The sequence below is a fragment of the Pseudomonas sp. JV414 genome, assembly GCF_032424305.1.
Taxonomy (GTDB): Bacteria; Pseudomonadota; Gammaproteobacteria; order Pseudomonadales; family Pseudomonadaceae; genus Aquipseudomonas; species Aquipseudomonas lini.
This window is the reverse complement of the sequence record NZ_VYKC01000003.1, coordinates 388,059-405,111: the sequence shown is the minus strand read 5'-3', so window position 1 is coordinate 405,111 and position 17,053 is coordinate 388,059. Positions and strand designations below refer to the sequence as shown.

Sequence of the window (17,053 nt, the reverse complement as noted above, 5' to 3'; positions counted from 1 at the left end):
GCAACCTCGTCCGGAAACACTCTGTTAAGCTTCGCCATCCTCATTTTCAAGTTCTGCCAGTGAGCCTTCGGGCTGTCGCTGGTGTCGTCGTTTTCCTGGAGTTTCTGCATGCTGTTGCCCATTCTTCTGTTGTCCGCCGCCGGTTTTACGGTGTTGACCACGGAATTCATCATCGTCGGCCTGTTGCCGGCAATCGCCCGTGATCTGGACGTCAGCATCCCTCAAGCGGGTTTGCTGGTGACCCTGTTCGCTTTTACCGTGGCTGCTTTCGGGCCTTTCCTGACCGCATACTTTGCAAGGTTTGAACGGCGCAAACTGTTTATCAGCGTGCTGATCATGTTCGGCCTGGCCAACACGCTGGCGGCGCTGGCACCGAACATCGGGGTGATGGCCATCGCCCGGTTGATTCCGGCGCTGGGGTTGCCGGTGTTCTGGGCGTTGGCCAGTGAAACCGCAGTGGACATCGTCGGACCGGACTACGCCGGGCGGGCCATCTCCAAGATCGGTTTCGGCATTGTCTGCGCCACGGTGTTCGGCATTCCGGTGGGTACGCTGATTTCCGATGCGTTCGGCTGGCGCAGTGCTTTCGGCATTCTGGCGGTCATCGCGTTTGCCAAGGCGTTGCTGCTGTTTATCTACCTGCCGAAAACCAACCTGCACCAGCATCAAGTGAGCTTCCGTTCGCAGTTCAGAATCCTGCGTAGCCCGTTGATGCTGGGGCATGTGCTGTTATCGATCCTGGTGTTCAGCGGCATGTTCACCGCTTACACCTACCTGGCGGACATTCTTGAGCGGCTGGCCGGTTTCAACGGCACGGTGGTCGGTTGGTGCCTGATGGGCTTCGGTGCGGTCGGCTTGATCGGCAATTCATTGGGCGGTCGCGCGGTGGATCGGCATCCGCTAATCGCTTCAGTGACGTTCTGTGCCTTCATGATCGCGGGCATGGTGGCGTTGGTGCCGAACATTCATTCGCCCCTCGGTCTGGCGGCAGCGATGGGGATTTGGGGCGTGACTCAGGCCGCGCTGTTCCTGGTCAGTCACGTGCGCCTGATGAAGGCTGCGCCTGAGGCTCCGGCCTTTGCTGCATCGCTGAACATCGCCGGGGCCAACCTCGGAATCGGTCTGGGCGCGATGGTCGGTGGGCGGGTGATCGACAGTGTGGGCCTGGGCGGACTGGGTTTCGCGGCGGCTGGTTTTATCCTGGTCTCGATTCTGTTGGCGATGGCGCTGATGACCTTCAAACCTCGCGAAATCTACGCCTGACGCCTCACATCTCGACGAACAACTCGCGTCGGGCACCTTCGGTAATGGCGACAATGCCGGGGTGCTTGACCTTGCGTTCCACCGAGATGGCGTAGAACGACTCGCGCACCGCGTCGGTCTGACCGATCAGCTCCACGTCGCATTGGCGTTTCACTTCGTCGGCAATCACGCTCGGGCCGATGAATATCCCGCTGCCGGATTGGCCGAAGGCCTGCATCAAGGCGCTGTCGTCGAACTCGCCGACGATCCTCGGCTGGATCTGCTGTTCGGCAAACCAGCGTTGCAAGCGACTACGCACCACGGTTTCCGGTCCGGGAATCAGCAACGGGGCGCCGTGCAAGCTGCGGGGGAAGTCCTGGCCATATCGCGCGGCCAGATCAAAGGTGGCGAAGAAGCTGATGCCGCATTCACCGAGTTTCTGGCTGTAGCCCTTGATGTCCAGATTAGAGGGCATCGGGCTGTCGGAGATCACCAGATCAAGGCGTTGAATCGCCAGGTCGGCAAGCAAGCGTTCCAGTTTGTCTTCGCGACAGGTGATACGCAGGGGCTCGCTCAACTCCATGGTCGGAGCGATCAGGCGATAGACGATGGATTTGGGCACTACGTCGGCGACTCCTACCCGAAACAGGATTTGTTGTTCATTGGGCTGCGCCCGCAGCATCAACTCCAGTTCGCCCCCGAGCTGAAACATCTGCTCGGCGTAGGGCAGGGTCTGACGCCCGGCTTCGGTGAGTTCCAGCTGCCGGCCGACCCGACGAAACAACTCGATGCCATAGGTTTGCTCGAGCAGGGAAATCTGCCCGCTGATGGTCTGTGGCGTCAGGTTCAGTTGCTCACAGGCGCGCACGATGCTGCCGGTCTTGGCCACCACCCAGAAGTAATGCAGCTGTCGATAATTCAACATGTTGGTGAAATCCCTTGTTCACATTTTCATGCGTAGAAGCTGTTGTAGGACGATTCGTTAAAACCGAAGTATAGCCGCTAAAAATACGAATTTTCCTGAAGTGTTTGCTTCCTTAGAATGCCTCGCTATCGACGGATCGCCTTTCCGGTTCTGTCTGTTCTATTTGAGGGAAGCATCATGAAGCTTAAAACCACGGCACTGCTGATCACGTCTTTACTGGTGTTGGCCGGTTGCGACCAGGCCGAGAAAAGCGCTCAGCAATTGATGGGCAAGGCCGCCGAAACCGCCAAACAGGCGATTGACGATACCCATAAAGCGGCCGAGCAAGCGCTTAGCGATGCCACGAGCGGTTTGATCAGCAAGAAAGAACAACCGGCCAAAGAGACGGACAAACCCGAATCTTCGTCCCAGGAAATCTAAACCGTCTACAACGAGTCAGGACTGACCCATGGAATACCTTTTAGAACTTGCTGCAAGCCCCACTGCCTGGGTCGCCCTGGCCACGCTGGTGGTGATGGAAATCGTGCTCGGCATCGATAACCTGATCTTCATCTCGATCCTCACCAACAAGCTGCCCGAACAGCATCGCCAGAAGGCGCGGCGCATCGGTATCGGCATGGCGTTGATCCTGCGCCTGGCACTGTTGAGCACCATCGCGTTCATCGTCCAGTTGACGGAGCCTGTGATCGAGATTCTCGGCCACGCGTTCTCCTGGAAGGACATGATCCTGATTGCCGGTGGCCTGTTCCTGTTGTGGAAGGCGACCACCGAGATCCATCACAGCATGGACCCGGCGCCAGATGATCCGAAGTCGGCTACCTCGACCGTGACCCTGGGCTTTGCCGCTGCGATTGGTCAGATCCTGCTGCTGGACATGGTGTTCTCCATCGACAGCATCATTACCGCTGTCGGCATGACCGAGCATTTGCCGATCATGATTATCGCGGTGGTGGTGTCGGTACTGGTGATGTTGCTGGCGGCCGACCCTCTGGCCAAGTTCATCAACGACAACCCGACGGTAGTGATGCTGGCGCTGGGCTTCCTGATCATGATCGGCATGACGCTGATCGCCGAAGGTTTTGGCGCCCACGTACCGAAAGGCTACGTCTACGCGGCCATGGCGTTCTCGGCCACGATCGAAGGCTTGAACATGCTGTCGCGTCGGGCCAGGCAGAAGCGCATCGCCGCTGAAGCTTAACCATCGTTAAACGAAACGGCCGCCTGAACTCGAAAGAGTCCAGGCGGCCAATGAACCGCTTTTCGTAGGAGCCAGGCTTGCCGGCGAAGGCGTTCTTGAGGACGCCTTCGCCGGCAAGCCTGGCTCCTACATGTCCAATCAGTGCGCAGTGGCGGGGTGGGCAGCCGGCTGACCGGTTTTCGCCACAGGCGCCGATTGAACCGGGTGGCGATGGTGTCGGCGGGTAATACGCAAAACGCCCCACAGCATGGCGGTGGCCACGGCCAGCCAGCCGGAAATCAACATTGCAATGGTCATTGTCAGGCTCATCAGTGCCTCCTCTTTGCCCTGCATCGGGCACACACTCATCCTTGGTAAAGGACAGTTTAGCCGCTGCTGTATTTCAGACAATTGACCAAAGGTCGCCTGTCACCAACCAGTTCGCTCTATCGAATGCAATCAACTGCCGGTTAAGGCTATACCGCTGCAGCGCGACATCCTATGATCGACGGCAAAGCCAGGCGTGCGATTGCCTGGCGTCTGAACAAGAGAGTGATGATGGTGCGGGTATTTTCTCGAATTCGATCTTTGGTGCTGATCGTTGGCTGCATCGCCGGCCTGGCTGGTTGTGCGGGGAGCGTGGCGCCTGAGATCAAGCGTCTGCCAGAGCGGGTCGAACTCAGCGGTACGTTTTACCGAGGGCAAAGTTATCAAAGCGGGCCCCAAGTGCTGGCCAGCCTGCTGTCCCGGCAGGGCATCGTGATAACCCCGGGGTTGCTCGACAAACCTCTGCATTTGCCGGGTGCCGAAGATCGCTTGCAGCAGAACATGCAGAACCTCGCGCGCGAGTACGGGATGGTGGTCTATCCCCTCGACAGCCATTTGCCGGCGCTGCTGACCCAGGTTGCGGCCGGTTATCCGGTAATGGTGCGCTTCACCGAAGGCTCGGCATTCTGGGCGGAGCCCCGGTACGCCATTCTCGCCGGTTACAACCGTCAGAAGCAGACCGTGCTGCTGCGCGCCGGGATGGATCGTCGGTTGCTGATGGGGTTCAGTTCCTTTGAATCAGCATTCGAGAATGCCGGCGGTTGGGCCATATTGATCCAGAAGCCGGACCAGATTCCGGCCAATGTCGATCAGCAGCGCTGGCTGAAAGCGGCGAGCGATCTTGCCCAGTCAGGTCAGGAGCAGGCGGCAGCCCGGGCGAAGAAGGCGCTGACCACGAAGTAAGTTTCCGCTCGTCATCGGCATGGCACCGCCACGCTATGCTGAAGTCTCAAGTAGAGGGCCCGGATTTTTCCGGGACCCTGAACAGGAGGCGCCATGGCACATTCCAATACCCCCACCGGCCCGCACTCGTCTGAGCATTCGTCCGATACTGAGTTGGGGTTCGACCCCGATTCTCCGGACGTTGCCGATCCTCAGGTCGATCCCATCGGGCCCGCCAAGGCGCCCAGGGATATAAAGCCGGGTGAGGAGGGCAAGAAGGCCCCGGCGAAGCCTTACGATCCACTTGGCGATCTGAAACCCAAGTCCTAATGTGAGGTGCATATGTCTACCGATTCGAGCTTCGACGACAAGCGTCCAGATCCTCCAGACAGTGTTCCAACAACCCCCGAAGCAGATGTGGATCCGGTGATGGATCCGGACAGCCCGTTAAGGGACCCGTTGGCCAGGCCGACAGTGGTGCCGACGAAGCATCCGCAGGGTTGGAAAGACCCGAGTGCCGGGGATGGCATTCCGGATGACGATCAGATGCCGTTGCCCAATGATTAATCCGGACAAAAAAGCCCCGAATATTCGGGGCTTTTTTTTGTGGACCGTTTGGAGGCGTTTCGACCTTATTTCGATGCTTCAACCACGCCGCTCTGGCGATGCTTGAGATTCTTGTCGGACTTGTACTGCAAGGCGACGGACGGCACGTTGGCGCTCTTGCCGGTTTCCATCCAGCTGCGAATCCGGTTCGCATCGGCAAAGTGCGTGTACTTGCCGAAGGCATCGAGGATCACCAGTGCAACCGGACGGTCGCCCATGTGGGTGACCAGTACCAGGCAATGCCCCGCTGCGTTGGTGAAACCGGTCTTGGTCAGCCTGATGTCCCAGTTGGGCTTGTTGACCAAATGATCGGTATTGCGGAAGCCCAGGCTGTAGTTGGGTTTACGGAATCTGACGGTTTTTTCCTTGGTGGTGCTCAGCTGAGTCAATAGCGGGTACTTGTGTGCGGCGATCAGCAATTTGCTCAGGTCGCGGGCGGTGGACACATTGCGCGGAGAGAGGCCCGTCGGTTCGACAAAGTGGGTGCTGGTCATGCCCAGCGCTTTGGCTTTGGCGTTCATGGCGGCAATGAACGCGACATAACCGCCCGGATAGTGATGGGCCAGCGTCGCGGCAGCCCGGTTTTCCGATGACATCAGCGCAATCAGTAGCATCTCTCGGCGCGGCAATTCGCTTTTGAGTTTGACTCGGGAAAACACGCCTTTCATTTCCGGGGTGTCGCTGATGTTGACGGAAAGGTATTCGTCCATGTTTTGCCGGGCTTCTACCACCACCAGGCCGGTCATCAGTTTGCTGACGGACGCGATTGGTACTACGACGTCAGGGTTGCTGGCATAGATGACTTTGTTGGTTTGCATGTCCATCAGCAAAGCGCTGCCGGAAGCGATCTTCAGTTGTGAAATGTCTCGGGGTGCCGCGGTGGTTTCTGCTGCGTTAACCGTTGGCGTGGTGAAAGTCCCTGTAAATGCAAAAAATAGGCTCAGGATAGAAAGACGGATTTTCACGCTGGCGGACTCATAAAGGGTGGATATACCGTTTTGTAACGGGCTGTTCCTTGAAAAACGACGCATTTTAGGAGTATGGCTGAAGAACTGTCGATGGTTGTTCGATGTTCAGGTGATAGTGCCTCGGAACCTGAGAAAAACAGGCTTTTCCGGCGGATGGTCGAGCTTTTTATGCGTGCAAAAAGAACCCCGCGATGGGCGGGGTTCTTTTATGCGGCGTTGCAAGCCAGCGTGAACTCAGCCGTGCAGTGTTTCCGCGGCGTACAGCGTGTTTTCCAGCAGGCAGGCGCGGGTCATCGGGCCAACGCCACCCGGTACCGGAGTGATCCAGCCAGCGCGGGGCAGGGCGGCTTCGTAGGTCACGTCGCCGACCAGCTTGCCGTCTTCCTGACGATTGATGCCGACGTCGATCACGATCGCGCCTTCCTTGATCCATTCACCTTTGACCAGGCCCGGCTTGCCGGCGGCAACCACCACCAGGTCGGCGCGACCGACATGGCCCGCCAGATCCTTGGTGAAACGGTGGGTAACGGTCACGGTGCAACCGGCCAACAGCAGTTCCATCGCCATCGGACGGCCAACAATGTTGGAAGCCCCGACAATGACCGCGTCCATTCCGTACAGATCGGTGCCGGTGCTTTCCAGCAACGTCATGATGCCTTTAGGAGTGCACGGACGCAGCAGCGGAATACGCTGGGCTAGACGGCCGACGTTATAAGGGTGGAAGCCGTCGACATCCTTGTCAGGACGAATGCGCTCCAGCAATTTGGAGGCGTCCAGGTGTTCAGGTAAAGGCAGCTGAAGCAGAACGCCGTCAATCGCCGGGTCGTCGTTAAGACGATCGATCAGATCGGTCAGTGCTTCTTGAGTGGTTTCGGCAGGCAGGTCATAGGCTTGGGAAAGGAAGCCGACCTCTTCACAGTCTTTACGCTTGTGCGAGACATAAACCTGAGAGGCAGGATCGCTGCCGACCAGGATCACCGCGAGGCCGGGTGTGCGCAAGCCTTGCTGGCGACGCTCGGCGACTCGTTTGGCGATCTGCTGGCGCAGGCTGGCGGCGATCGATTTGCCGTCGATTAGTTGTGCAGTCATTGCGCGTGATTAACCATCGAGAGGGGAAAAAAAGAGAACGCATTCTCGCATGTCATGAGGTGAGGGCAAAGGCGCTTGGTCTGCAAATTCCTCTAAGCCCTTTAATTAAATGAATTTTTTTTAAAAAGGATTTGACGACCTTCGGGGCGCTCTATACTATTCGTCGCACTTGTCGGGCACAGCCTAGCACTGGTTGAGAAGGTCTAGCAGAATCGAAGTTCTGCAAGGCTGAAAAGCACTTAGTTTGTAGTCCTTCAAGGTTACAGCTAACAAGGCGCCCGTAGCTCAGCTGGATAGAGCATCCGCCTTCTAAGCGGATGGTCGCAGGTTCGAGTCCTGCCGGGTGCGCCATTAGGCAGCTTTGGCACAAGTAACGCGATATGGTGGGCGTAGCTCAGTTGGTAGAGCACGGGATTGTGACTCCCGTTGTCGTGGGTTCGATCCCCATCGTCCACCCCATATTTCGAAAGGCGCCAGATTTAACGGTCTGGCGCCTTTGCTTTAACAGCTTCAATCCGCGGATGTGGTGGAATTGGTAGACACACTGGATTTAGGTTCCAGCGCCGCGAGGCGTAAGAGTTCGAGTCTCTTCATCCGCACCAAATAAAGCTTCTCTCATGCCGATGGCATAGTTGGGGCTCAGCAAAGAAGTTGTTCATTCTTTGTAACGCAATATGGTGGGCGTAGCTCAGTTGGTAGAGCACGGGATTGTGACTCCCGTTGTCGTGGGTTCGATCCCCATCGTCCACCCCATATTTCGAAAGGCGCCAGATTTAACAGTCTGGCGCCTTTTTTGTTTCAGTGGCCGCAGGTTCCGGGTCGCAGCGGCGGGGCGTTTCGTCGTATTTATGTTTCTCGATGATGCCGCGCTGTCCGCCGGCCTTGCTCGCAAGATCGGCTGTCAGGGAGAATGTTGGCAGTCTCTTCTATATATAGAAGGGTTGGCGCAGAGCCCTGGCGTGACTGGCTGTAATTGCCATCGGGGCGAAGTGCATTCGTGCCTTCGCACCTATAAATTGCCTGCTGCTTTTTTACCCGTTTTCAGTAGGGTGACTTCTTGAGTTTGACCCACTAGAATGCATGCCCTTGATTCTGGGGTCGGAAACGGCCGGCTAACGTCTGTGCAACGAGGAATATCCATGCAAGTTTCTGTTGAAAATACTACTGCTCTTGAGCGCCGCATGAGCGTCACCGTGCCGGCTGAGCGCATCGAGACTCAGGTCAACAAGCGTCTGCAGCAGACTGCCCAAAAGGCCAAGATTGCTGGCTTCCGTCCAGGCAAAGTGCCAATGAGCGAAATCAAGCGCCGTTTCGGTGCTGACGCTCGCCAGGAAGCGGTAGGCGACGTGATCCAGTCTTCCTTCTACGAAGCTGTGGTTGAGCAGAAGCTGAACCCGGCCGGTTCGCCGTCGATCGAACCAAAATCCCTGGAAGCTGGCAAGGACCTGGAATACGTTGCCGTGTTCGAAGTGTTCCCTGAATTCACCGTTGCCGGTTTCGAAGGTATCACCGTTGAGCGCCTGAGCGCTGACGTGGCTGATGCCGATCTGGACAAGATGCTGGAAGTCCTGCGCAAGCAGAACACCCGTTTCGAAGTGGCCGATCGCGCTGCTCAGAACGAAGACCAACTGAACATCGATTTCGTCGGCAAAGTCGACGGTGAAGTGTTCGCTGGCGGTTCCGCCAAGGGCACCCAGCTGGTGCTGGGTTCCGGCCGCATGATCCCTGGCTTCGAAGACGGTCTGGTCGGCGCTAAAGCCGGCGAAGAGCGCGTTCTGAACCTGACCTTCCCTGAGGACTATCAGAACCTCGACCTGGCAGGCAAAACCGCTGAGTTCACCGTGACCGTGAACACCGTTTCCGAGCCTAAACTGCCAGAGCTGACCGAAGAATTCTTCGCTCAATTCGGCATCAAGGAAACTGGTCTGGAAGGCTTCCGCACCGAAGTTCGCAAGAACATGGAGCGCGAACTGCGTCAGGCGATCAAATCCAAGGTCAAGAATCAGGTTATGGACGGTCTGCTGGCCACCAACCCGATCGAAGTGCCAAAGGCTCTGCTGTCCAACGAAGTCGACCGTCTGCGCGTGCAGGCTGTTCAGCAGTTCGGCGGCAACATCAAGCCTGACCAACTGCCGGCCGAGCTGTTCGAAGAGCAAGCCAAGCGCCGCGTTGTGCTGGGTCTGATCGTGGCCGAAGTGGTCAAGCAATTCGACCTCAAGCCTGACGAAGCCCGCGTTCGCGAGATGATTCAGGAAATGGCTTCGGCTTACCAGGAGCCTGAGCAGGTTGTGTCTTGGTACTACAAGAACGACCAGCAACTGAACGAAGTCCGTTCGGTTGTGCTGGAAGAACAAGTTGTGGATACTGTTCTGCAGAAAGCTAGCGTGACCGACAAATCGGTCTCTTACGAAGAAGCGGTCAAGCCGGTAGAAGCTCCACAAGCCGACTGATTGTTCTTGCGGTAAGAAGTACACACCATAAGCCAGCCTTCGTGCTGGCTTATGCGTATTCAAGACATAACTATTTGGGAGTGACTGCAGAGCATGTTCCGTAATTCGTATATTCAGCAGAACTCTGATATCCAGGCCGCAGGCGGCCTGGTCCCGATGGTTGTCGAACAGTCTGCTCGTGGCGAACGCGCCTATGACATCTACTCGCGCCTTCTCAAGGAGCGAGTGATCTTTCTGGTTGGTCCGGTAGAGGACTACATGGCCAACCTGATCTGTGCGCAACTGCTGTTCCTTGAAGCGGAAAATCCGGACAAGGACATCCATCTCTATATCAACTCGCCGGGCGGTTCGGTGACGGCGGGCATGTCGATCTATGACACCATGCAGTTCATCAAGCCAAACGTGTCGACCACCTGTATCGGTCAAGCGTGCAGCATGGGCGCGTTTCTACTGACGGCCGGTGCCCAAGGCAAGCGTTACTGCCTGCCGAACTCGCGTGTGATGATTCACCAGCCACTGGGCGGTTTCCAGGGCCAGGCCTCGGATATCGAAATCCATGCCAAGGAAATCCTCTTCATTCGTGAGCGTCTCAACACGCTGATGGCCAAGCATAGCGGGCGCACTCTTGAAGAAATCGAGCGCGATACCAACCGCGATAATTTCATGAGTGCAGATGCGGCGCGTGAGTACGGGTTGATCGATGAAGTGATCAACCAGCGGCCCGCTTAAAATAAGCAGCTCAAAATAAGGTTGGTCGGCAGGTCCGATCACCAGCGGGCTTGAAAAAGCCCGCAATAGCCTTCATCTTGTGTTGCAAGCCTATCGGATTTGGATCGAACGAATGACTGACACCCGCAACGGCGAGGACAACGGCAAGCTGCTCTATTGCTCCTTCTGTGGCAAAAGCCAGCATGAAGTACGCAAATTGATTGCCGGCCCCTCGGTCTTTATCTGCGACGAGTGCGTCGACCTGTGCAATGACATCATCCGTGAGGAGGTGCAGGAAGCCCAGGCCGAAAGCAGCGCGCATAAATTGCCTTCGCCTAAAGAAATCAGCGGCATCCTTGATCAGTACGTGATTGGTCAGGAACGTGCGAAAAAGGTTCTGGCCGTAGCGGTGTACAACCACTACAAGCGTTTGAACCAGCGTGACAAAAAGAATGACGACGTCGAACTCGGCAAAAGCAACATCTTGCTGATCGGCCCGACAGGCTCGGGTAAAACCCTGCTTGCCGAAACACTGGCCCGCTTGCTGAACGTTCCGTTCACCATCGCCGACGCAACCACCCTCACCGAGGCGGGTTATGTAGGGGAAGATGTCGAGAACATCATTCAGAAGCTGCTGCAGAAGTGCGATTACGACGTAGAAAAAGCCCAGATGGGCATCGTCTACATCGATGAGATCGACAAGATCTCGCGCAAATCTGACAACCCGTCGATCACCCGGGACGTTTCCGGTGAAGGCGTGCAGCAGGCCCTGCTCAAGTTGATCGAAGGCACGGTCGCTTCCGTTCCACCTCAAGGTGGTCGCAAGCATCCGCAGCAGGAATTCCTTCAGGTCGACACCCGTAACATCCTGTTCATCTGCGGTGGTGCGTTCTCCGGTCTGGAAAAGGTTATTCAAAACCGTTCCACCAAGGGCGGCATTGGTTTCAACGCGGAAGTTCGCAGCAAGGAAGAAGGCAAGAAAGTCGGTGAATCCCTGCGTGAAGTCGAACCTGACGATTTGGTCAAGTTCGGTCTGATCCCGGAATTCGTCGGTCGTCTGCCGGTACTTGCCACGCTGGACGAGCTTGATGAGGCTGCGTTGATGCAGATTCTCACCGAGCCGAAAAATGCTCTGACCAAGCAGTATGCCAAGCTGTTCGAGATGGAAGGCGTGGATCTGGAGTTCCGGGCCGACGCGCTGAAATCGGTCGCCAAACGTGCTCTGGAACGCAAAACCGGTGCCCGTGGACTGCGCTCGATCCTCGAAGGTGTATTGCTCGACACTATGTATGAAATCCCCTCGCAGTCCGAGGTGAGTAAAGTAGTGATCGATGAAAGCGTTATAGAAGGTAAGTCCAAGCCACTGTATATCTACGAAAACAGTGAGCCGGCTGCCAAGGCAGCGCCAGACGCCTAAGCGTCACACTGCTGGAATAAAGAAGGGGCCTTCGGGCCCCTTTGCTTTTAACGCGTTTTAACATTTTATTTGCGCTTGTTTTTTTTGAAAACAGCCCCCATCTTGGTTTCAAGCTTACATCCATCTGTTTACGGCCTTATGGCCGCCGTAGAGGCGAAATCATGAAGACAACCATCGAATTGCCTCTCCTGCCATTGCGTGATGTCGTGGTTTATCCGCACATGGTTATCCCGCTGTTCGTGGGGCGCGAGAAATCCATCGAAGCCCTCGAGGCAGCGATGACGGGCGACAAGCAGATCCTTCTGCTGGCTCAGCGAAATCCTGCTGACGACGATCCCGGTGAAGAAGCACTTTATCGCGTAGGCACCATCGCTACCGTTCTGCAGCTGCTCAAGCTGCCTGACGGCACAGTCAAGGTTCTTGTCGAGGGCGAGCAGCGGGGCGCCGTGGAGCGCTTCAGCGAAGTCGACGGCCACTGCCGTGCCGAAGTTTCGCTGATCGACGAAGTCGACGCGCCTGAGCGCGAGTCGGAAGTGTTTGTCCGTAGCCTGCTGGCTCAGTTCGAACAATATGTGCAGTTGGGCAAGAAAGTCCCCGCTGAAGTCCTGTCGTCGCTTAACAGCATCGATGAGCCAGGCCGCCTGGTCGACACCATGGCCGCGCACATGGCCCTGAAAATCGAGCAGAAGCAGGAAATCCTCGAAATTATCGATTTGTCGGCCCGGGTCGAGCACGTTCTGGCGTTGCTGGATGCCGAGATCGATCTGCTGCAAGTCGAAAAACGCATTCGCGGCCGCGTTAAAAAGCAAATGGAACGCAGCCAGCGCGAGTACTACCTGAATGAGCAGATGAAGGCCATTCAGAAAGAACTGGGCGACAGCGACGAAGGCCACAACGAAATCGAAGAGCTGAAAAAGCGTATCGATGCCGCTGGTCTGCCGAAAGACGCGTTGGCCAAGGCTCAGGCCGAACTGAACAAGCTCAAGCAAATGTCGCCAATGTCCGCGGAAGCGACGGTGGTGCGTTCGTACATCGACTGGCTGGTTCAAGTGCCGTGGAAGGCCCAGAGCAAGGTGCGTCTGGACCTCGCTCGTGCCGAAGACATTCTCGACGCCGACCACTATGGTCTGGAAGAAGTCAAAGAGCGGATCCTCGAATATCTCGCCGTGCAGAAGCGCGTGAAGAAGATTCGTGGTCCGGTGCTGTGCCTGGTTGGGCCTCCAGGGGTGGGTAAAACTTCTCTGGCGGAGTCGATCGCTCACGCCACCAACCGCAAATTCGTCCGCATGGCCCTCGGTGGTGTGCGCGATGAGGCGGAAATTCGTGGCCATCGCCGGACTTATATCGGTTCGATGCCAGGAAGATTGATTCAAAAGATGACAAAGGTGGGCGTCCGCAACCCGCTGTTCCTGCTCGATGAAATCGACAAAATGGGCAGCGATATGCGTGGCGATCCGGCGTCGGCGTTGCTGGAAGTGCTCGATCCCGAGCAGAACCACAACTTCAACGATCACTATCTGGAAGTCGATTACGACCTGTCCGATGTGATGTTCCTTTGCACCTCCAACTCCATGAACATTCCGCCGGCGCTGCTGGACCGGATGGAAGTGATTCGTCTGCCGGGTTACACCGAAGACGAGAAGATCAACATCGCCGTCAAATACCTTTCGCCGAAGCAGATTACGGCCAACGGTCTGAAGAAGGGCGAGCTGGAATTCGATGCCGAAGCGATCCGCGACATCATCCGCTACTACACCCGCGAAGCCGGTGTACGTGGGCTGGAGCGCCAGATTGCCAAGGTTTGCCGCAAGGCAGTCAAAGAGCATGCGATGGAAAAACGCTTCTCGGTGAAGGTCACTGCCGACATGCTCGAGCACTTCCTGGGCGTGCGTAAGTTCCGTTACGGTCTGGCTGAATCGCAGGATCAGATTGGCCAGGTAACGGGCCTGGCGTGGACTCAGGTGGGCGGCGAATTGCTGACCATCGAAGCCGCGGTCGTACCGGGTAAAGGCCAGTTGATCAAGACGGGTTCCCTGGGTGACGTGATGGTCGAATCGATCACCGCAGCCCTGACCGTTGTCCGCAGTCGTGCGAAGAGCCTGGGGATTCCCCTGGACTTCCACGAGAAGCGCGACACCCATATCCATATGCCTGAAGGGGCAACGCCGAAAGATGGCCCTAGCGCCGGTGTAGGCATGTGCACGGCCCTGGTGTCAGCATTGACTGGCATTCCTGTACGCGCGGATGTTGCCATGACCGGCGAAATCACCTTGCGTGGTCAGGTGTTGGCGATTGGTGGTTTGAAGGAAAAACTGCTGGCTGCTCACCGCGGTGGAATCAAGACGGTGATCATTCCTGAAGAGAACGTACGCGATCTGAAGGAAATTCCTGACAATATCAAGCAAGATCTACAGATTAAACCAGTTAAATGGATTGACGAGGTCCTGCAAATTGCGCTGCAATACGCGCCGGAGCCCTTGCCGGATGTGGTTCCGGAGATCGTTGCAAAGGATGAAAAACGCGAGTCTGACTCTAAGGAAAGAATTAGCACGCATTAGTACGCATTTGCCTGGGGGGCTTGTTGACAGTTTTTTAGAGCCCTTGTTATAAAGCGGCTCTTAAGTGTCTGTAGGCCATTCAGCACTCGTTTTTTTGCTTTCACCAAAAAACTTAGAATCAAACTCAAATAGATATAAGGGGACTTAGAGTGAACAAGTCGGAACTGATTGATGCTATCGCTGCATCCGCTGATATCCCGAAAGCTGCTGCTGGCCGTGCGCTGGACGCTGTAATCGAATCCGTCACTGGCGCTCTCAAGGCTGGCGACTCTGTTGTTCTGGTTGGTTTCGGTACCTTCTCCGTGACCGATCGTCCAGCTCGCATCGGTCGTAACCCACAGACCGGTAAGACGCTGGAAATCGCCGCCGCCAAAAAACCAGGTTTCAAAGCCGGTAAAGCACTGAAAGAAGCTGTCAACTAAGTTCGATTCAGGTTTTTGCCTATCCGGGTCGGGGTCATTCCTGACTTGGCAGCGGAGCGGTAGTTCAGTCGGTTAGAATACCGGCCTGTCACGCCGGGGGTCGCGGGTTCGAGTCCCGTCCGCTCCGCCAGTTACGAGAAGGCGCATCCTCGGATGCGCCTTTCTTCTATCCGGATTCTACCCACGCTCCACGGTTGCCTAATTTTGAAGTTCAACCGTTTCTGGGGGACGCATGCTGCAGAATATCAGGGACAATTCACAAGGCTGGATTGCCAAGACCATTATCGGGATCATCGTTGTACTGATGGCTTTCACCGGTATCGAGGCCATTTTCCAGGCGACGACCAACAGCCAGGATGCGGCCAAGGTCAACGGTGAAGAAATCAGTCAAAACGAGCTGAACCAGGCGGTTGATATGCAACGCCGTCAGCTCATGCAACAGCTTGGCAAGGATTTCGATGCTTCCTTGCTCGACGAAAAAATGCTTCGCGAATCGGCCCTCAAAGGCCTGATCGATCGCAAACTGCTGCTGCAAGGCGCAGAAAAATCGAAATTCGCTTTCTCCGAAGCAGCTTTGGATCAGGTGATCCTGCAAACGCCTGAATTCCAGGTGGATGGCAAGTTCAACGCCGAGCGCTTCGACCAGGTGATCCGTCAACTCGGCTATAGCCGTCTGCAATTCCGCCAGATGCTGGCTCAGGAAATGCTGATCGGTCAGTTGCGCGCTGGCTTGGCCGGTAGCGGCTTTGTCACCGATGCACAGGTTCTGGCCTTCGCCCGTCTGGAAAAACAGACCCGCGATTTCGCCACCCTGAACGTCAAGGCAGATCCTGCGGCGGTGAAACTGACTGACGACGAAGTCAAAGCCTACTACGACGAACACGCCAAGGAATTCATGACGCCGGATCAGGTGGTCATCGACTACCTCGAATTGAAGAAGGCGTCCTTCTTTGATCAGGTCAGCGTCAAGGACGAAGACCTGCAAGCGGCGTATCAGAAAGAAACCGCGAACCTGTCCGAGCAACGCCGGGCGGCGCATATTCTGATCGAAGTGAACGATAAGATGACCGAGGCGCAAGCCAAGGCCAAAATCGAAGAAGTGCAGGCGCGTCTGGCCAAAGGCGAGACATTCGAGGCCCTGGCCAAGGAATTCTCCCAGGACCCAGGCTCGGCGAACAATGGCGGTGACCTCGGTTATGCAGGTCCAGGCGTCTACGATCCAGCGTTTGAAAAAGCCCTGTATTCGTTGGCCAAGGATCAGGTTTCGGAGCCGGTTCGCACTGACTTCGGTTTCCACCTGATCAAGCTGCTGGGCGTTGAAGCCCCTGAAGTGCCGACGTTTGCCAGTCTGAAAGACAAGCTGACCCGCGAGCTGAAAACCCAGCAGGTCGAGCAGCGTTTCGTCGAGGCGACCAAGCAATTGGAAGACTCGTCGTTCGAAGCCTCCGATCTGGCCCAGCCGGCACAAGACCTGAAGCTGACCGTTCATACCTCCGCTCCATTCGGCCGTGAAGGTGGCGAAGGTGTGGCGGCCAACCGTGCTGTAGTGACCGCTGCGTTCAGTCCTGAAGTGCTGGATGAGGGTGCCAACAGCACCGCCATCGAGCTGGACCCGGAAACTGTGATCGTGCTGCGCGCCAAGGAACACCGCAAGCCTGAGCAACTGCCACTGGAAAGCGTGGCTGCCAGCATCCGTGCGCAACTGACCAAGGAGCATGCCAGTGCTGCCGCCAAGACCAAGGCTGATCAACTGATCGTCAGCCTTCGCGATGGCAAGACTGCGCTGGACAAGGCGATCGATGGCCAGAACTGGAAAGTGACTCAAGCGGCGAATCGCGCTCAGGAAGGGGTCGACCCAACTGTGCTGCAAGCGCTGTTCCGCATGCCGAAACCGGTTGCCAAAGACAAACCGACCTTCAGCAGCGTGACCCTGGCCGATGGTAGCCTGGTGATCGTGCGTCTGAACGGCGTGAACGAAGCCGCGGCGCCGACCGAAGAAGAGAAGGTTCAATACCGTCGCTTCCTCGCCTCGCGCATTGGCCAGCAAGACTTTGCGGCTTACCGCAAGCTGTTGGAAAGCGAGGCTGAGATCAAGCGTTTCTGATGCTTGGTTGAGCTATGCGCGACACAAAGACCCCGGCCGAAAGGCTGGGGTTTTTTGTGGGTGAAACGAAAAGATCGCAGCCTTCGGCAGCTCCTACAGAGGCACGCGATGCCATGTAGGAGCTGCCGAAGGCTGCGATCTTTTGATCTTCGCTCCAGATGGGACTTTCTCCTTAGAA

At 56.6% G+C, this 17,053-nt stretch carries 16 protein-coding genes and 5 tRNA genes; 17 read left to right on the top strand and 4 right to left on the bottom strand.

Annotated features, from left to right (window positions below; genetic code table 11):
* The first annotated feature begins 108 nt into the window (after positions 1–108).
* Complete coding sequence (locus F6R97_RS06615; RefSeq protein ID WP_038982397.1) at positions 109–1,263, top strand: MFS transporter; 1,155 nt, start codon at positions 109–111, stop codon at positions 1,261–1,263.
* A gap of 4 nt (positions 1,264–1,267) precedes the next feature.
* Here the strand turns inward: F6R97_RS06615 and nhaR are convergent, their stop codons facing one another.
* A complete protein-coding gene (gene nhaR, locus F6R97_RS06610) occupies positions 1,268–2,167 on the bottom strand; it encodes a transcriptional activator NhaR (RefSeq protein WP_038982398.1) in 900 nt (299 codons plus the stop codon).
* 177 nt (positions 2,168–2,344) lie between these two features.
* Between nhaR and F6R97_RS06605 the strand changes: the two genes are divergently transcribed.
* Both F6R97_RS06605 and F6R97_RS06600 read left to right on the top strand, forming a co-directional pair.
* Complete coding sequence (locus F6R97_RS06605; RefSeq protein WP_048396818.1) at positions 2,345–2,587, top strand: hypothetical protein; 243 nt, start codon at positions 2,345–2,347, stop codon at positions 2,585–2,587.
* 28 nt (positions 2,588–2,615) lie between these two features.
* Positions 2,616–3,365, top strand: coding sequence for a TerC family protein (locus tag F6R97_RS06600; protein ID WP_048396819.1), 750 nt, complete (start codon positions 2,616–2,618; stop codon positions 3,363–3,365).
* Between the two features lie 138 nt (positions 3,366–3,503).
* Here the strand turns inward: F6R97_RS06600 and F6R97_RS06595 are convergent, their stop codons facing one another.
* Complete coding sequence (locus tag F6R97_RS06595) at positions 3,504–3,674, bottom strand: hypothetical protein (RefSeq protein ID WP_231669725.1); 171 nt, start codon at positions 3,672–3,674, stop codon at positions 3,504–3,506.
* 171 nt (positions 3,675–3,845) lie between these two features.
* Here F6R97_RS06595 and F6R97_RS06590 point away from each other — a divergent pair, with 171 nt between their 5' ends.
* From F6R97_RS06590 to F6R97_RS06580, 3 genes are all read left to right on the top strand, one after another.
* Positions 3,846–4,574, top strand: coding sequence for a lipoprotein (locus tag F6R97_RS06590; RefSeq protein ID WP_038982401.1), 729 nt, complete (start codon positions 3,846–3,848; stop codon positions 4,572–4,574).
* Between the two features lie 93 nt (positions 4,575–4,667).
* On the top strand, positions 4,668–4,883 hold the full coding sequence (locus F6R97_RS06585; protein ID WP_038982402.1) for a DUF6021 family protein: 216 nt from the start codon (positions 4,668–4,670) through the stop codon (positions 4,881–4,883).
* A gap of 12 nt (positions 4,884–4,895) precedes the next feature.
* Positions 4,896–5,120: a hypothetical protein gene (locus F6R97_RS06580; RefSeq protein WP_080772108.1), complete on the top strand. Its 225-nt coding sequence runs from the start codon at positions 4,896–4,898 to the stop codon at positions 5,118–5,120.
* Positions 5,121–5,185: 65 nt separating this feature from the next.
* Here the strand turns inward: F6R97_RS06580 and pbpG are convergent, their stop codons facing one another.
* Both pbpG and folD read right to left on the bottom strand, forming a co-directional pair.
* Positions 5,186–6,124, bottom strand: coding sequence for a D-alanyl-D-alanine endopeptidase (pbpG, locus tag F6R97_RS06575; RefSeq protein WP_030130814.1), 939 nt, complete (start codon positions 6,122–6,124; stop codon positions 5,186–5,188).
* A gap of 237 nt (positions 6,125–6,361) precedes the next feature.
* On the bottom strand, positions 6,362–7,216 hold the full coding sequence (gene folD / locus F6R97_RS06570; RefSeq protein ID WP_048396825.1) for a bifunctional methylenetetrahydrofolate dehydrogenase/methenyltetrahydrofolate cyclohydrolase FolD: 855 nt from the start codon (positions 7,214–7,216) through the stop codon (positions 6,362–6,364).
* Positions 7,217–7,490: 274 nt separating this feature from the next.
* Between folD and F6R97_RS06565 the strand changes: the two genes are divergently transcribed.
* The 11 genes from F6R97_RS06565 to F6R97_RS06515 all read left to right on the top strand — a co-directional run bounded on the left by F6R97_RS06565 (position 7,491) and on the right by F6R97_RS06515 (position 16,875).
* Positions 7,491–7,567: transfer RNA gene (locus F6R97_RS06565), tRNA-Arg, on the top strand.
* Between the two features lie 32 nt (positions 7,568–7,599).
* A tRNA-His gene (locus tag F6R97_RS06560) sits at positions 7,600–7,675 on the top strand.
* Between the two features lie 58 nt (positions 7,676–7,733).
* Positions 7,734–7,818 (top strand) — tRNA-Leu (locus F6R97_RS06555).
* Between the two features lie 75 nt (positions 7,819–7,893).
* Positions 7,894–7,969 (top strand) — tRNA-His (locus F6R97_RS06550).
* Between the two features lie 386 nt (positions 7,970–8,355).
* Positions 8,356–9,666: a trigger factor gene (gene tig, locus F6R97_RS06545; protein WP_038982404.1), complete on the top strand. Its 1,311-nt coding sequence runs from the start codon at positions 8,356–8,358 to the stop codon at positions 9,664–9,666.
* A 93-nt stretch (positions 9,667–9,759) separates the two neighbouring features.
* Positions 9,760–10,395 carry an ATP-dependent Clp endopeptidase proteolytic subunit ClpP gene (gene clpP / locus F6R97_RS06540; protein WP_038982405.1) on the top strand — a complete coding sequence of 212 codons (636 nt, stop codon included), beginning with the start codon at positions 9,760–9,762 and terminating at the stop codon, positions 10,393–10,395.
* Between the two features lie 112 nt (positions 10,396–10,507).
* Positions 10,508–11,791: an ATP-dependent Clp protease ATP-binding subunit ClpX gene (gene clpX / locus F6R97_RS06535; protein WP_007946893.1), complete on the top strand. Its 1,284-nt coding sequence runs from the start codon at positions 10,508–10,510 to the stop codon at positions 11,789–11,791.
* Between the two features lie 161 nt (positions 11,792–11,952).
* Positions 11,953–14,349, top strand: coding sequence for an endopeptidase La (gene lon / locus F6R97_RS06530; protein WP_007901802.1), 2,397 nt, complete (start codon positions 11,953–11,955; stop codon positions 14,347–14,349).
* Between the two features lie 149 nt (positions 14,350–14,498).
* Complete coding sequence (locus F6R97_RS06525; RefSeq protein WP_002552737.1) at positions 14,499–14,771, top strand: HU family DNA-binding protein; 273 nt, start codon at positions 14,499–14,501, stop codon at positions 14,769–14,771.
* Between the two features lie 53 nt (positions 14,772–14,824).
* Positions 14,825–14,901 (top strand) — tRNA-Asp (locus F6R97_RS06520).
* A gap of 102 nt (positions 14,902–15,003) precedes the next feature.
* Positions 15,004–16,875, top strand: a complete 1,872-nt coding sequence (locus F6R97_RS06515) for a SurA N-terminal domain-containing protein (RefSeq protein WP_038982406.1) — start codon at positions 15,004–15,006, stop codon at positions 16,873–16,875.
* The last annotated feature ends 178 nt before the right edge of the window (positions 16,876–17,053 follow it).

What these genes read in the sequence shown, in the direction of transcription:
- F6R97_RS06585 (WP_038982402.1), top strand. Translation starts at nt 4,668, where the DNA reads ATGGCACATTCCAATACCCCCACCGGCCCGCACTCGTCTGAGCATTCG.
- clpX (WP_007946893.1), top strand. Translation starts at nt 10,508, where the DNA reads ATGACTGACACCCGCAACGGCGAGGACAACGGCAAGCTGCTCTATTGC.
- F6R97_RS06590 (WP_038982401.1), top strand. Translation starts at nt 3,846, where the DNA reads ATGATCGACGGCAAAGCCAGGCGTGCGATTGCCTGGCGTCTGAACAAG.
- F6R97_RS06515 (WP_038982406.1), top strand. Translation starts at nt 15,004, where the DNA reads ATGCTGCAGAATATCAGGGACAATTCACAAGGCTGGATTGCCAAGACC.
- F6R97_RS06605 (WP_048396818.1), top strand. Translation starts at nt 2,345, where the DNA reads ATGAAGCTTAAAACCACGGCACTGCTGATCACGTCTTTACTGGTGTTG.
- F6R97_RS06580 (WP_080772108.1), top strand. Translation starts at nt 4,896, where the DNA reads ATGTCTACCGATTCGAGCTTCGACGACAAGCGTCCAGATCCTCCAGAC.
- lon (WP_007901802.1), top strand. Translation starts at nt 11,953, where the DNA reads ATGAAGACAACCATCGAATTGCCTCTCCTGCCATTGCGTGATGTCGTG.
- nhaR (WP_038982398.1), bottom strand. Translation starts at nt 2,167, where the DNA reads ATGTTGAATTATCGACAGCTGCATTACTTCTGGGTGGTGGCCAAGACC.
- F6R97_RS06595 (WP_231669725.1), bottom strand. Translation starts at nt 3,674, where the DNA reads ATGAGCCTGACAATGACCATTGCAATGTTGATTTCCGGCTGGCTGGCC.
- F6R97_RS06615 (WP_038982397.1), top strand. Translation starts at nt 109, where the DNA reads ATGCTGTTGCCCATTCTTCTGTTGTCCGCCGCCGGTTTTACGGTGTTG.
- tig (WP_038982404.1), top strand. Translation starts at nt 8,356, where the DNA reads ATGCAAGTTTCTGTTGAAAATACTACTGCTCTTGAGCGCCGCATGAGC.
- clpP (WP_038982405.1), top strand. Translation starts at nt 9,760, where the DNA reads ATGTTCCGTAATTCGTATATTCAGCAGAACTCTGATATCCAGGCCGCA.
- folD (WP_048396825.1), bottom strand. Translation starts at nt 7,216, where the DNA reads ATGACTGCACAACTAATCGACGGCAAATCGATCGCCGCCAGCCTGCGC.
- F6R97_RS06600 (WP_048396819.1), top strand. Translation starts at nt 2,616, where the DNA reads ATGGAATACCTTTTAGAACTTGCTGCAAGCCCCACTGCCTGGGTCGCC.